This window comes from Verrucomicrobium spinosum DSM 4136 = JCM 18804 (assembly GCF_000172155.1).
Lineage (GTDB): Bacteria > Verrucomicrobiota > Verrucomicrobiia > Verrucomicrobiales > Verrucomicrobiaceae > Verrucomicrobium > Verrucomicrobium spinosum.
The window spans coordinates 1,181,800-1,196,885 of the sequence record NZ_ABIZ01000001.1 but is presented as its reverse complement, the minus strand read 5'-3'; the positions used below and the strand labels follow the sequence as shown (position 1 = coordinate 1,196,885).

At 51.6% G+C, this 15,086-nt stretch carries 12 protein-coding genes and 1 pseudogene; 9 read left to right on the top strand and 4 right to left on the bottom strand.

Annotation, left to right across the window (positions count from 1 at the left end):
- The first annotated feature begins 44 nt into the window (after positions 1 to 44).
- Together VSP_RS43315 and VSP_RS04630 are read left to right on the top strand one after the other, a co-directional pair.
- Positions 45 to 1,163 (top strand): annotated as a pseudogene (locus VSP_RS43315) (TIGR02597 family protein).
- Positions 1,164 to 1,198: 35 nt separating this feature from the next.
- The gene (locus VSP_RS04630) at positions 1,199 to 2,362 is read left to right on the top strand and encodes a TIGR02597 family protein (RefSeq protein WP_232289544.1); all 1,164 of its coding nucleotides are present in this window, start codon (positions 1,199 to 1,201) and stop codon (positions 2,360 to 2,362) included.
- Between the two features lie 97 nt (positions 2,363 to 2,459).
- Here the strand turns inward: VSP_RS04630 and VSP_RS33865 are convergent, their stop codons facing one another.
- The gene (locus tag VSP_RS33865) at positions 2,460 to 2,753 is read right to left on the bottom strand and encodes a hypothetical protein (RefSeq protein ID WP_009959077.1); all 294 of its coding nucleotides are present in this window, start codon (positions 2,751 to 2,753) and stop codon (positions 2,460 to 2,462) included.
- Between the two features lie 78 nt (positions 2,754 to 2,831).
- The gene (locus tag VSP_RS43815; protein ID WP_053332308.1) at positions 2,832 to 3,059 is read right to left on the bottom strand and encodes a helix-turn-helix domain-containing protein; all 228 of its coding nucleotides are present in this window, start codon (positions 3,057 to 3,059) and stop codon (positions 2,832 to 2,834) included.
- Positions 3,060 to 3,474: 415 nt separating this feature from the next.
- On the opposite strand from VSP_RS43815, the gene VSP_RS04615 reads away from it, so the two are divergent.
- Positions 3,475 to 4,245: a hypothetical protein gene (locus tag VSP_RS04615; RefSeq protein ID WP_009959074.1), complete on the top strand. Its 771-nt coding sequence runs from the start codon at positions 3,475 to 3,477 to the stop codon at positions 4,243 to 4,245.
- A gap of 296 nt (positions 4,246 to 4,541) precedes the next feature.
- On the opposite strand, the gene VSP_RS04610 is transcribed toward VSP_RS04615, so the two are convergent.
- On the bottom strand, positions 4,542 to 6,143 hold the full coding sequence (locus tag VSP_RS04610; RefSeq protein ID WP_009959073.1) for a phosphotransferase: 1,602 nt from the start codon (positions 6,141 to 6,143) through the stop codon (positions 4,542 to 4,544).
- An 18-nt stretch (positions 6,144 to 6,161) separates the two neighbouring features.
- The gene (locus VSP_RS04605; RefSeq protein WP_157210736.1) at positions 6,162 to 10,535 is read right to left on the bottom strand and encodes a hypothetical protein; all 4,374 of its coding nucleotides are present in this window, start codon (positions 10,533 to 10,535) and stop codon (positions 6,162 to 6,164) included.
- A gap of 550 nt (positions 10,536 to 11,085) precedes the next feature.
- On the opposite strand from VSP_RS04605, the gene VSP_RS04595 reads away from it, so the two are divergent.
- From VSP_RS04595 to VSP_RS04565, 6 genes are all read left to right on the top strand, one after another.
- Entirely contained in the window at positions 11,086 to 11,298 is a 213-nt protein-coding gene (locus tag VSP_RS04595; RefSeq protein ID WP_009959070.1) for a hypothetical protein, read from the top strand.
- A gap of 93 nt (positions 11,299 to 11,391) precedes the next feature.
- On the top strand, positions 11,392 to 11,907 hold the full coding sequence (locus tag VSP_RS33855; protein WP_009959069.1) for a hypothetical protein: 516 nt from the start codon (positions 11,392 to 11,394) through the stop codon (positions 11,905 to 11,907).
- Complete coding sequence (locus tag VSP_RS04585) at positions 11,904 to 12,725, top strand: RecB family exonuclease (protein WP_009959068.1); 822 nt, start codon at positions 11,904 to 11,906, stop codon at positions 12,723 to 12,725. Before VSP_RS33855 ends, VSP_RS04585 begins: the two co-directional genes overlap by 4 nt.
- A gap of 79 nt (positions 12,726 to 12,804) precedes the next feature.
- Complete coding sequence (locus tag VSP_RS04580; RefSeq protein ID WP_009959067.1) at positions 12,805 to 13,068, top strand: hypothetical protein; 264 nt, start codon at positions 12,805 to 12,807, stop codon at positions 13,066 to 13,068.
- Positions 13,043 to 13,546, top strand: coding sequence for a hypothetical protein (locus VSP_RS04575; RefSeq protein WP_029190181.1), 504 nt, complete (start codon positions 13,043 to 13,045; stop codon positions 13,544 to 13,546). Before VSP_RS04580 ends, VSP_RS04575 begins: the two co-directional genes overlap by 26 nt.
- Before the next feature lie 271 nt (positions 13,547 to 13,817).
- Positions 13,818 to 14,992 (top strand): IS3-like element ISVsp13 family transposase gene (locus tag VSP_RS04565; RefSeq protein ID WP_086010718.1). Its coding sequence is split into 2 segments (ribosomal slippage): positions 13,818 to 14,094 and positions 14,094 to 14,992, totalling 1,176 coding nucleotides; the frame shifts between segments, so codons are not numbered across the junction.
- Positions 14,993 to 15,086: the final 94 nt, after the last annotated feature.

Sequence of the window (15,086 nt, the reverse complement as noted above, 5' to 3'; positions counted from 1 at the left end):
AAAGGCGAGTCACATCTGATCACAAGCTGCCTCTGCATCCACCGATGAAAACTCCATCCTTGACGATACTCATAGGCCTGATTCTGATTTCAGCCCATCATCCAGCGTCTGCTCAGCACATCTCTGAACCGGTTGGATTCATTAAAGTCAATGCAAATGCCAGCAGTGACTTGGCGCTGAGCTTCCCGCTCCAGCGAAATCCAATATTGCAAGCGAAGGTTGTTTCGGTGGTTGGCAATTCGTTGGTCATTTCTGCCTCGCTTGAGGAAAACGAGTTGGTGTACTCCACGGGTGTCCAGCCCAATCACTATTTCATTCGGGTTCACAAAGCGTCTTCAGACTCCGGGGCGCTGAACGGAACGTGGTATTCCATCGTGGCAAACACAGACTCTACTGGCGCACCGCCACTATCGCAGCTCACGGTTGAACCGGACGGCCCTCAATCTCTTCAAGCCAGAGGTCTGGCCGTTGGGGATGACATCGAAGTCATTCCTTTTTGGACGCTGAACACATTATTCCCCAATGGTGGCGGACTCACAGCGACCTCCGACCTCGATGCGCCGAAGGCTCGAATCGTGTTCTACTCGCAAGATTAAATCGGCGTAAATCAGGCCGGTGCCGGCGTTCATATCTACAACACAAGTTCTCTTTTGCCTGTAGGATGGCACAACAATGGCACGTTCGCGAGCACCGGAGATCTACCGATTGCTCCAGATGTTTTTGTGAACGTTAGAAACATGGGTTCCCAGAAAAGCCTGGTACTCACCGGGAGAGTTCCGATTCGAACTTGTGCGACCACGCTGGCAACGCTGGCAGCAAATACACCTCAGGATAATATTGTTGGAAACCCATTCCCCATTCCCGTTTCCCTCCAGGATAGCAATCTCATACAGTCCGGAGCGTTCACACCGACATCAGATATCGACTCCCCCAAGGATCTACTGATGCTTTTTAAGTCAGACCAAGTCGGCCACAACATCCAACCTTCTCACATCTATTTCTACTCCACAGATCCAGAGCTTGGGACTGGGTGGTTCAACCTTGGCAACATGGATGGTCCAGTCGACCACACTGAATACCTTCTCCCTGGCCGCGGAGCCATCGTTCGCAAAGCCGGTGGCACCATACATGCTCAGGTATGGCCAGTGCCGCATCCCTACTGATCCGAGGTATTCATCAAAGTTACTCCCCTAAAGCCATGCATCCCTCCTCCTCATACCCTGGCGTAGTTTGCCTCTTTTCTTTTTTGGCCATGGTCGCACTGCCATTGAACCTGCAGGCCCAATCTTTTTCAGATCCCGTGGGGTTCAACAAAATCACCGCCCTTGGGGAGTCTGATACCTACTACAGTGCGCCTTTTCATCGCCAAACAAAAGCGATAGGCACAGTGGAGTCGGTTTCCGGCTGCACAATCGTCGTTGAGGGAATTCCATCTTGGGCCACCTCAGAGTTTGTGTACTCTCAAGGAACTCAGCCAAATACCTACTACATCTCTTTCACCTCTGGCTCACGCGCCGGGATGTACTACACCATCACCGCTAATACAGAAGCCTCCGGCAACAACACCGCCACCATCACCATTGATCTCAACGGAGATGTAATCGACGATCCGGAAGGGGTTCAACCGGGCAACACCTTCAAGGTGATCCCTTATTGGACGCTTTCAACGCTGTTTCCAGGGCAACAGGGAATCACCACCTCGACCTCTATTGGTGGCGTTGGGAGTTGCACCTGTATCTTTTTTCCAGATCTGACATCTCCTGGAGTTAACATCGCCTCTAGCGCGATGTTTTTTTACTACGACGGCACCTCATTCAATGGTCCAGGTTGGAGAAAGATTGGAGGCGGTTTTGGGGTAAAGTTTGATGACCAAGTCGTGATTCCAGATTGTTATGTAATCATACGTCAGGAAGCCGCACCGACAGTCTCTCTAGTGTCCTCAGGCAATGTGCCACTTGGAAAGAAAGCATTCACGCTGGCGACACTTCAATCCAATCTCGCGCAAGATATTGCGATCGCTCTTGACATCCCAATACCACTTAGCTTGTGGGATTCACAGCTTTTCCAGAGTGGTGCGCTGAAACCCTCCACTACCATAAACGGAATCGACGGTGATAGATTGTTGTACTACGATAACAGTTTTGCAATCAAGAACAGATCTTCTTCAAAAACCTTCTACTACTACACTGGCTCATTATACGGTGGCCCCGGCTGGAGGCAAACCGCCGGAGGATTTACTGCCATAAAGAACAACGAAGTCGTGTTTTACCCTGGCTCCGGCTTCGTCATTCGCAAGGCCGCCGAGAATGTTCCTACCACCAAGCTCTGGAAGATTACACCACCCTACAATGTTAGCGAGTAGCTGCCATGGTGCGCAACTTGAAGGCTGGTTGGGCACCCTTCTTAACCCGTTTAGAGGAGCTGCAATTTTGAAAGGAGGATTTCGGCTGATTTCACTTTTAAGCCTTTTTCCTCTTCGCCGCCCACCGCTTTTTCTGGGCCTCAATGATGCGCTGACGTCCTTCCTCAGACATCACGCGCGTCTTCCTAGCTGACTTTTTCGCTTTGGGAGCCTTTTCCTCAGCTTCAACAACCACCTTCGCCGGCCGACCACGACGCTTTCCAGTCACCGGAGTACTGGCGGAGCCCTCAAGTATCGCAGCCAAATCGATTTCGAGCTGCTGGATCTTCTCGGCAATAGCGATTGCTTGATTTAGGGTTTCAACGGACGGTCGGAACGTGGTATTGGCCATGGCCAAAGTTTAAGCACAGATAGCCTGTCAGTCCAAACTGGAATATGACACCAACCGACGATTTGACTCTCGAATCAACTACCTGCGCTTCGGTTCCCTATTCCCCTGTTCGGCAACGCATTCAGAAAGCAGAACACCCAAATCAATCTCGAGAGCGAGTGCATATCGGATCAAGTTGTAGATGGTCGGGTTCTTCTCTGGGTCTTCGATAAAGGAAACCGTCGTGCGATCCATACCTGCTAGTCCAGCGAGTTTTTTCTTCGAGATCCCACGAGCCACCCTTTCTTGGGCCAGTCGGCGGCTCAATTCTGCGTTGATTTGACTGGCTATATCAGGGGGCAATTCGCCAACTTGCTTGACAAACTTCGCCCCGGGTATGAGGATATATCCTCACCCCCCCCTTCTCCCTGTTCTACTGCGCCACACGAGGGGGCTAATCACACCCTTCCATGAACTGTCTCGGGAATACAGCCGCACTGGGGTTTGTCGTCTTCATACTGTTCATCGGCGCACTGGCCGGACCACAAGAGACGTCCCAGCGGAACTCAAGACGAAAATCCGACCAGACTTTGGGGTTGGTTTGCCTCGCAGGACTGGCATGCTTCGGGGGATATAAACTCTGGGCCTCTAGAAGGAAGCCGTAGGATTGATAGCAGCCCCCCTCCCCGAAGGCTGCACAGGAGCTGGTATAGCAGGGTGCTAGAAAACCAACTCTTAACCCATGATCATGACCAAAATCATCCCTCTCATCATCGCATTCACCTTCACCGGCATCGCTTCGGGCCAAGCGCCTCAAGCAAAACCGGGAGAAGGCACCATCGTACTCGCAAACAACTGGTCTACCCCCTTACAAGGTGGCAGCGCCTCAGCGAAAGACCTGGCGACGTTGCTGTCACCGTTCTTTCAACCCAAGCCCACCTTCACAGGCAGCAAAGCTCAGGTCATCTTCGAAAGCGTCACCTACCTGATGCCACTCGAAGATGCCAAAAAGGCCCTGAACCTGACCAAATCGGCTCCTAAAAATGCCGTAGCCGCAGGAGGTTTCCCGAGGGATTCCTTCTTCCACTACGCATTCGACGGAACCTTTGAAGGCCACTACAACAAGCTCTACCTGGTCACAGATCGAGCAGATCAAGTCGTGTGCGTTCAACTCGTCGCCGAGACGCCTGAACGCAGCTGGGTTGATGCGCCCTACAATGAAACTGGCTGGCACACCTACAACTTCATCAGCAGTCGCTCCAAGGCACTGTCGAGGCTGTGGGTGGATCACAAAGCGTCTTTCTTGGTAGGAAAATACTGGCAGACGTACCAGGCGAAGCATGCAAACACAGCACCAAAGTCTACTCCTGAGCTTCTGCGTGTGGATTCGTGCGTCATTGACCCGATTAAACGCAATGGTTTCAGGGATGTGGAATGGAGGGCACTAGAGGCATCGCGCTGGTACATCCCCCGCCCGCTTGGAGAACTGCTTCTGCAATGCTCCAGCCGGTGAGGATTTAGTGACAAGGGGGCGGCTTTCAGCCAAACCCTTTTTTGGCCAACCTGTCTGCAAAAGCTGCATACTAGTTTTTGCACGCCCACAACTTCATCAGTAGCCCCTCCAATGCTCAGTCAAGGCTGTGGACGCAAGTAATCTTCCTCGAATACAAAAAACTGTGGAGGAATCAACAAATGCGCTGAGGATTGCACGATGGAGCTCCCCTAAAGGCACATACTGCGCTCGCTCGGAAAGCCCCCATTTGCGATGCCCCAATGCCGGGAATGCATTGGAATGTTAGAACTCGCGCATCACTGCATTTGTTCCAATTCTTCAATCAAAAAGCCGCAGTCAATCGCAGCCCAAAGCCGCTTAAATGGAGACAAGTCTGCATACGATATGATTCTCAGTAGATCCATAAGCGCACTGATACGCAGCCCCAGCATAATAGATTCTGCGTTGGGCTCGTTTCGAATCCAATTTGTCATAGCATGCTCAAAAAAGCTAGCTGCCGGACAAAGCATAGATTTCCATTCACCTTCTGCACCAACTTGAAAAAGACGCTCACGCGTCCAGACTCCGAGATTATTCCGCACCCACTCAGAACTTTCAGCTCGATCCACAAGTCTCAGTTTAAGCTGCATTGAAAGTCGGCAAAGGTCATAGCCGACAGGCCATCGGTCCAACCTAGCCAAATCAATGAAAGTGGGCTGGCCCAACTCTCCCACGATAACGTTATGGGGATTCAGGTCGCCATGCTGAAGCACCCACAATAGCGGCGGCAAATTATCCAATGCCTCGTTCCAATTCAACGCTGTAACTTCAATATTCCTAAATAACAATTCCGGATCGACGTCCGTCGACGGCCATCCACCATCGTGCTTCAGGCAAGAAGCCATTCCCCTTAATTCTGAGCATGACTTCTTAATCCTATCAATATCGACGGGAAGCAATCCAATTCTACGTTTACGATGCTCTTTCTCGTCTAATAGATTTATTGCGGCACCAGATTGCACAAGTTCAACATCCACAATTGCTTTCAAAATTGAACGCACGGCGGAACTCTTGACCGATTGATCATCGTTAATCACACTAAAAAGCGTTTCACCTGCAACAGCTTCTTGAATGGAATAGTATCCAAGCCCCCTTGGAAGAGGTTTCAAAGGCTGCGCGGAAGCACAACGGCGAGAAAATTCTTGAGCTTCACCGAAAAACTCCGTCAGAATTTTGGTTTCTCGCTCAATCGTGTCTGCCCTCGCTGCCACCTTTACAACAATGCGCCTCATCACGCCGCTGAGACTCCCCCGGAGAGCAAGTAGACTTGCTCCAGAGTATCCAGCCGACAAAGCCGACACTACGACTCCAGTCCATCCCTGGCATTCGGCCAATATGATCTCCTCGAGAGCAAAGCGCGAGAAAACCGCCAAAAATGTGCGCATACCCAAAGAATCGTTGGCGCTAAAAACGCAACTTGAAGACCCGGTACTCTTGCCTATGCCAGATTGCACAATCTTGGCGACATATTGCGCCCGTTCGTGAATTTTTCGCGGTTTGTTGAACTTTTGCTTGCTTAACACCGCGTGAAAAATCTCCCCTGCCTCTTCTGACTCCACAACTTCCGTGAAAGATGTAAAGGCGATCCAAGTAGCATCAGGCTTGATCGCAAAGACGCGTCTAATCTGCTCAAGCCCGGCTTGCGCATCCGCGCTACTGTTGTCGTCAAGGGCGATATCGGTGAATACTATCAACTCCTTGCTTTCAAGCTCTTTGCTCACGCAGTTAACAGCGGAACTCCAAAGATTCACCACCTCCCCCGGCTTGGTAACGATCTCCGCCGACGGAAAAGCATGCTTCAACACCAAGATAAGGCTATCTAAATCGCCACGCTGGTTCTCTATGACTATGAATTTCATATGATGTCATTAGTTTTTTCAATGAATTGCATTTATGGCATCCACTCGAAAGAAATGTCGAATCGTCAACACCGCTCGCCAATCTCCCGGCATCTGCGCTCTCCCAGATTCTATTGATATATCGTGAGTTTGCGCTCTCGATCTAACAAGAACCAACCCTGCGCCATTGCCAACATCTCGACTCACAATTCGATTGCACACCTCAATCACCAAGCATGATGGCACGTCATATTTGACTACAGTGAGTGTTCCTATATCTCCATGAATAGCAACATTGTCCAGCAATGGCCTCAATATCTCGTGCATATCCAAATACGGAACCTTGCAGACAATTAGCTCCTCCGTAATAGCAGCCTTCATTCGCGGCAAACCGCTTTTGCGGCGCAATTGGTCCGCCATTCTCTCCATCATCGCCCAAGGTGCTGAATAGAATGCCCTCAATCCCTTTAGCAGCGGAGTGGTATCCTCACCGATGTCGGCGCGACTAAGCACATCCGTCGCAGACCAGCCTTGCGGCCAACTCTCATCTCTGATGGACTCAAATAGCTCTGCGACATTCTCAACAACATTCCTACCAAGTATAGCTTCATCCACACTCAACATCTGCCGGATTGCTCCCACGCAGCGAAAACACACTTCATGCGCCTGTTGCATTCGGGATGCCATACTGTTCTCACCTTTGAGTTCATACAAATAGGCAAGGCTAGCAAAGGCTGGCAAAAATGCATCAACCACAAGTGAGCAAGCAAGTCTCAACTTACGAACCACATCCGCAAGAACATCATCGTCGACAACATCATCCCAACCTAGGCGCAACGCAAAGAGCTGATTACCCAAAGACTCCCAGTGCTCCTCCACATCTAGCGAATGTCGAGACATTCGCCCCAGTAGCAGTCGCAGCGCATGCTCGGCGTCCGCTTCTGATCTTAAGGCCGCAGTCTGTTGTCTGAATCTGTGCGAGTGAGATATCAGACTTTTGGCAATCGACGCCCACTTTACGTCGGCATCTGGTTCGCGAACGTTGCTCAACACTTCTATAATTTTGTCGTATTGACTCATTGTTCTACTAAACCATGTTAGAACAAAAAGTAAAAACTGCTGCCGCAGCGGCACATCACGGAAGATAGTCGACGCAACTTCGCCTATCGATTCGAAAAATCCATTTTCATAGAACGCCAAGACGGTCAGGGCATCACTTTTAGCCTCCTCACTAGTACGAGTATCAGTCAGAATATGCACACAAAGGCGAATTGTATCTCTTCGGCAAACTCCATTGAATGGAGCCTCTTCCAACATGTCAGGTTCCAACGCCAACACAAAGAGAAGAGACGGATCGCATTCGGAAACCAAAGTTCTCCAGCAACTCAACAGGTCAGGCAATACCGCCTCGTTCTGCTGATGCAATGCAAACAAATGCCTGAGTTTGGCTCCATTAAGAGAGAGTACCGCTTTCTTCCCTTTTGTTCTATCAACGTAAAATATATGTCGCACCGGCCTTTCAGTGTCCAGTTTTTCTAGAATCGCTTGAAAGTATTGCCTGAGCTCAGCCGTTGGAATCGGACCACTCTCCAGCACTCTTCTAATCATCGGATGGTCTTTGGGGCTCCCCCCCTCCTTAGACCGCACTTGCATTCTAAATACATCCGCCAATCTAAATGGAACACCAACTTCATCCTGCAAATTTGGCGACCACAAGCGCCTGTTTAGTTCAAAGGCCCGCAACTCAACAGGACTAAGCCTATTTACCAGAACGACCCCCAGCAATCCAATCGGGACACACTCCTTGTCACACATAGCTTGGTACAAAAAGCTTCTAAGCGCTTTTCCGCTAACCGCAGCATCATCCAAATAAATTCCAAGGTATTTCCCGTTTGGCCTTACACCTGTTGTTTCATTGCTGAAGAACAGCAACTGACCAGAATCAACCGGAACGCAAGTTCTAAATAGTGGTATTTTTGAATGCGTAAAAAGCGTTGTCGCCCCTTGATGCTCGCTCTGCAAAGCCACCTTGTAGGTGCGACCAATACCGATGTGACCTTTACTTACAAGTCTGTCATGTAGAGAACCAATGCAATTCGCAATCTCACTTTCCGCACGAAAAAAGAAAACTATGTCAGCAGGACAATCTGCACAATCTGCCAAGAATCGCACAATCTTGTCAACGATAAGATCAACACATTCATTACGAAAACTTTTTAATAGCCGCCCCACCGGCAGTGCAATTGTGTGCAACCTGCCACCACGCTCTTTGAAGCCGTGTTCAATGATTGACTCAGATCTTTTTAGAAGATCTTCCGCCATCTGGGTAGATGCCATAGCCACAAACTGCGAAGATGCGCCCCGTATCGGAACATGAGTGACACGATCAATTTGCACATCAGCGCCACCATTAGCACTTTGTTGAAGTTCCTCAGTCCTGAACGCATCCACATTGACAAGTGCATGAATCGGAATGTCTCCCAGGATCAGGGTGCCCCGATCTTCTCGGAGATCAACGCATGCAACAATCTTGTTTACGATGCACCCCCGCGCCCTGAGAATCTCGGCCAATACTGTGACAGTATTACCTCTAAATATGGCATCTGCAAAAATCGTGACAGGCTGCCCCAGAGGGCAGTCCATGCTCTCTGCAAGTCCAAGCTTAGTTCGATGTCCGGATTCGCTCCTCATAAGGGTTTGAGCCACGCAGAGACTTCCAAAATCATCCGTTACAACATAGTCACCGTCAATTAATGCACGGAGCCGCACCCCCATGATCTCTCCGAAGTACCACGAACTCTCAACAAGGTACAATATACACAAATATCGCGATACTCTCCTTCCCGTATGCACCAACACGGGCCCATCCTCAACGACTCTTTGCTCGATAAGAGGCCAGTACTGATCAAATGCGATCTTAAATGCAGCTTCTTCAGATTTCTTTGAGATCCGCATAGAAAATCTCCTGATAGCGATTCGACGGCTACTCTCGTTGAAGACGATATCGTGAGCATAATTTGCTTGCAACTCATATGCCAAGTCCACAACTACGTCGGGCACGACAGAGGGAATATCATACTCTCCACGTGATTCCAACGCATCGAGCATTGACTCTGTTTCCTGGTCAAAAGCACCAACAAACTTCCATATTAGATGGCGAGTTTGAGAATCCCATATAGCAAGCATCCGTGGACCACCAACTGCCGCCCCACTAGACTCCAGAGGAACCCTAAGTATTGCGTCCTTAACGAATCCAAACATTACAATTGGAACCAACCTAGGATTCAACTTCCTCACACACTGCAGAAATTCAACTGATGTGAAGCTCGATGCACCTAAACTCAAATGATGCGCAGAGGTTACCCGCCTGAACGGCAACACCAAGCCAACCATCTCCCCATGGAGATCGTGAGGCACCATCCTAGTTCCACCATCCCCATCAAATTTACGACCAGCAACCAATCCACTCAACGGAAGCAACTTCAGCTCGATTTGCCGCATTTCATCTCGTTCCGTGACAACGTCCCGCAAAGCGTGCATAGGAGAAGCTCTTCTACCTAAAGGCAGTGGAATTCGCAACGTTAGAGTTGTACCGATAAGATCATTATCACCAGGCATTGCGAATGCAAATCCACTTTCACCATCACTCTTCGTCGCAAAGCCGGCACGCCCTCTTCCAGAAGTAAGTGTAACACACCCCCCTAGATCAGCTATATGCCTGCGACCTCGAAACAACCCCCTCCAATTCAATTGATGATATGGATCGAAGAAATCATCCACATTTTTTCTTGTCGACTCATGATTAAATGCATAAAGGCAAAGTTGCTCATGAACCCCCCTTCGAGCCAACTCAAACTCCCTGGTTCCAGATTTAGCATTTACAAGCTTAGCAAATTTAGTTGGATGCTTATCGTGATAGTTAAGCCACAACGTCTTTGCAACCCCTTGTCCAAGGTCACTAACCGCGATCTCTAACACCATCCGTTTGCCATGAAACTGCAACCAACTTAACTCTGAGCTTGAATACGACCTCTTACTTATGTAGCGATCGGCTGGCTGAACGCAGAATGACACAAGAGATAGTTTTTCTTGGATTTTTCGCTCATATGCATGCTCATATATGTTATACAGCGCCTCAATTACAATCCTTTCGATCGCATCATGGAGAACGCCAATTTCACTTGACGACCAATTGTCGGCAACCAGCGACGCACTTTCGGCAATGCCTCTCGCAGCCTCAATAACATCTTTTTCTGCGTTTAGCCTGCAACAGAATGGCCCAGCAGTCCAGGCACTGTCTGATAGGTGTCGAAGGGGCTGAACCCCATCGATCGGAGGTTGATCGTTTAGCTGCTTAACTCCAAAAACTTCAGCCATCCGTTCAGAGTCAGAGTCAAATTCAAACGATATCAAGGAGTCACCTGCGGAGCTCCTGATAAGCTCCTTCAATCCAGCGACGACATTCAAGCCCTCCGCAGTCACAAATCCGAGATTTCTAAAGGATAATGCAACTCTCCTTCGCGGAAGTATTGTTCTTGTGCCAAGTTGATGGCGATCTCCATCGCTCGCGCGTGCAGGCCTAAACAGTTCAAGTGGTAGCCCGCCCAGGACGGCGTCGAGAGTAACGGCCTCAATGAACCTTGCTCTAAAGGGCGGTAGCGAGTTCTCTTGCATGGGTCGAGTGTTTTTAGAAAACTAAGACAATGAATCGGCGCAACGGATTCGTTTCTCATCCGCTCGGCTCTTGAACGCTTCAATACTTAACCCCGTCAATTTGGCACAACCACATGGCTCTTGGTATATGCAGCAATGCTATCGGGCGCAACCAAATGCCTGACATTTTCGTCGATTGCACCATTTAGCCAAAGAAAATGCGGGCTACATATGGTATAATACATTGAACGCGAAAGGATTAGCCTCCAGCACCGCTGAACAGGTCAAAAAATCCTCTCCGGCAGGCGTCATGAAGGCAAAACACCGTCATTACAGCCCTCCCATCTCGCGGTTTCTCGTCTCCGTCCTCTACCATGAGGCCAAAACCAGAGGCATTCCGATGACCAAACTCACGGATCAGCTTCTGCGCCAGGCTCTCACCGGTTCCTCAGGATGGCAGACTGCAGAAACCCTCCGCGAACAGGAGGCTCAGTACCACATCCCGCCGGCGAAAGCTGCGTAGGAATCCCCAACATCACCAGGAATGAAGCACCGGCCCCACCACAGGCCGGTTTTTTAGTGCCCTGGACCCACCCCATACCCGCAAACCACCGCCATGGCAGTCAGACTATCCGCCAACTACAGCAAAAAGCTTGGCCTACCCCAATACAGCAGCCACAGCTTCAGTGCTTCCGTCGAAGTCGAACTCACTGACCTCAACCAGGTCGAAACCGAATGTCAGAAGCTCTACCAGCTTCTCCAGCAGTCGGTCGACCAGGAGATCCAACAGGTCGGCTTTGTCCCTGATCCCAAGCAGTACGGTCAGAAGGGAACCTCATCTGGCCCCCGTAATGGCTACCACCGCAACGGGAACAGCCAGAACGGCCAGCAGCTCAAGGTTCACAACGACCGTTGGGCCTGCACTGATGGTCAGCGTGGGTTCATCCTGCGCATCACCAACGAGAACAACCTCGACAAGCAGCAAGTCGAAGCCATTGCCCAACGGCTCTATGGTCTCGGCGTGAAGCAGCTCAACAAGATGCAGGCTTCACAGCTCATTGAGGAAATGCTGGCGATGGCGGGAACACCTCGTCAGTCGCGCTGGCAGAAACCCCAACAACAAGCGGCATGACCACACTCGCTGTTCCTCCACCTTCCAAGGTAGAGCGCAGCGAGAAAGAGATCCTCACCGGCTTGCAGCAGACAGTTTCAGCCTCACGGCTCACGCTGTTTCTGCAATGCCGGTTGAAGTTTTACTATCGCTACGTCCTCAAGCTGTCCAAACCCAAACCTGCCTCGCTCCATGTTGGCAATGTGGTTCACGCCACCTTGAAAGCATGGCACAAGGCTCGATGGATGGAAGCACCCCTCACCCTCAAAGGACTCCATGATGAGTTCTCCAAGGCGTGGGATCTCCAGAACAATGAAGAACCCGTCGACTGGCAAGGAGACGAAGAAGACGAAAAGCTCACCGCCTGGCGTCTTTGTGAACTCTACCTGCGTCAGTCTGGATTCGAACACGCCCAGAAGCCTGATGCTGTCGAAGTACCAGTCGAAGCCGATCTGGCCAACCATGGTTTACCCAGGTTGATTGGCATCCTCGATTTGGTGCAGCAACGCAAGATCATCGACTACAAGACCTCTTCCACCACACCCAATCCAGAGAAGGTGGCACACACTCACGAGGTACAGACCAGCATCTATGCCATTCTCTACCGGGATTCCACAGACACCCGGGAAGAAGGCATGGAACTGCATCACCTGGTCAAACTCAAGAACCCCAAGCTCTGCATCACAGCATTGCCGCCGATGACCGACAGCCAGCAAACCCGGCTGTTCCATCTACTGGCGGCATACCTGGAAGGCATTGCCAGACAGGACTTCATCCCTTCACCGGGAATGGCCTGTGCCAGCTGCGAGTTCTATATCGAGTGCCGTCGCTGGAAGTAAATCTCAACACCCCAAAACCGGAAGAGAAGCCAGTCATCTACCCTCGTGGTGGAGACTGGCTCTCTTCTTTTCACCCCTCATGAAACTCAAACACACCATCTTCATCCTGTTCCTGGCCTCGGCATGTCCCAAGGCTCAGGCGGGATGGTTCAGCAACGAAACCGAAAAGGAACTGCAGAAGGAACTGGTTCAAACCGAAGAACAGCTCCTCCAGCAACACAAGGCTACCGACCAATGGGAGATCATTGCCGGTGTCCTGGGTGTTGGCTGCATCCTCCTCTTCGTCATTGGAACCGCAATTGGAGCAAAGACCCGCCATGCATCATCCCCCAAACCTGAATGACTGGCAGGAACCTGAGGATATGGAACGGCTTCCAGCCCCGCCACACAGCTGGCTGTCTCGCTGGAAAAAGACGATCCTCAGATACTGGAGCCCCGAGAAGATCGAAGCACCGAAGGTTGATCCTTCTCTGCCCGATCTGACCGGGGTGGAGCGTTCTGCCGAAGTGTTCCGGTACTCAATCCTCTCCACTGAATACTGGATCTCTCCCAGGGGCTACCTGCGGGAATGGATCCGGTTCAATCTCAGGATTGCCTCCATTCTGATTGTTCCGACGCTCTTGGTGGTGCCCATCATCACCTTCGCTTTGGGACAGTTCAGCACCTGGGTGGCTCTCTTGGCTGCCACCACGGCCAACATGATCTTGTTCCCTCTGTCGGCTCTGTTGGCAGTGGGATTGATCAGTGCCTTGGTCTACCTCGGCAAATCTGTGGTGATCAGTCGTCGCATGCGTCGGCCACCGCCTGGCTACTACGACTAGGCACAAACAGCTTCAAAATGAGACCCGCATGCCTTCATCGGTGTGCGGGTCTTTTTTCAGTCCTAGCGTCCCCTAACGCTCATGCGACAAGGCGCTCCCCATTGAAGCTACGAGTCCGTCGCCAGTTTCTTTCTGAATGCCAACCCCGCTTCCTTGCAGGCTTCATAAGTTGGACAGAATATTGAGGTGGACCCCGGAAATCGGACCAGTGCTGAAGTTGGAGTTTTGGAGTTGGGCAGGGCTGGAGTAAACCAGAACCTGAAACTCGAAAATGAAAGCCAAACGTAGAAGACACGACCCCGAATTCAAGGCCCGAGTGGCGCTCGAAGCGCTCAAAGGCCTCAAGACCATTGCCGAGATTGCCAAGGAGTACGACATCCATCCTGTGCAGGTCTCTGACTGGAAGAAGACGCTCCAGGCTGGGATGGCCGGGGTCTTTGGTCAGGACCATGGCCGTGCCGACCAGGAGGAGCACGAGCGCGAACGGGCCCAGTTGCACTCCAAGATCGGGGAGCTGGCCGTGAAAGTGGACTTTCTGCAAAAAAAGTCCAAACAGCTCGGCATCTGGAACGACCTGCCGGGCTGGTCGAAAAAGAACACCCCGTTTTGAGCATGAGAAGCCAGTGTGAACTGCTGGGGGTGTGCCGCTCGATGCTAGCCTATGAGGCGGTGCCTGAGAGCGGTGAAGACCGCCGAATCATGAGGTTGCTTGATGAGCTCTACCTCAAGGATCCGTGCCTGGGGACCCGTCGCCTGGTGAAGGTGCTGGAGCGCGACCACGGCTTCAAGGCCAACCGCAAGCGCTTGCAGCGGCTGCGACGTCAGATGGGGCTGGAGGCCATCTACTGTCGTCCGCGCACGAGCCAGCCTGGAGACGGGCACCGCATTTATCCGTACTTGCTGCGGGAGATGGCCGTGGAGCGTCCCGACCAGGTGTGGTGCGCCGACATCACCTATGTGCCCATGGCGCGAGGCCACGCCTATCTGTGTGCAGTGATGGACTGGCACACGCGCAAAGTGCTGGGGTGGCAGGTGAGCAACACGATGGATGTGAACCTGTGTCTTGAGGCGCTGGAGATGGCGGTGAGGGAGACAGGGAGCAGGCCGGAGATCTTCAACACCGACCAGGGCAGCCAGTTTACCTGTGAGCAATGGACCGGGCGGATTGAAGAGCTGGGAGCGCGCATCAGCATGGACGGCAAAGGGCGGTGGATGGACAACGTGTTCATCGAACGGCTGTGGCGGAGCGTGAAGTACGAGGAAATCTACATACGCGAACATGGCACCATCCTTGAGCTTGAGCGGGGGCTGGCCCGGTGGTTTGAGCGCTACAACACATGGCGTCCCCACGAGGCCCTGGGCTACCAGACACCTGAGCAAGCCTACAAGGGCATTGCGAAGCTGCCTGCGACAGTGCCGAGGATGCCCATGGCTCTTGCCGCATGAACACACCAAGCGGCCTTCCAGAGCCCGCTTGGATGCCCCCCAGGGGCGGCGGTCCGACCGAAGGGGTTGTTGCACTTCAGGCTCTCCGCTTCGC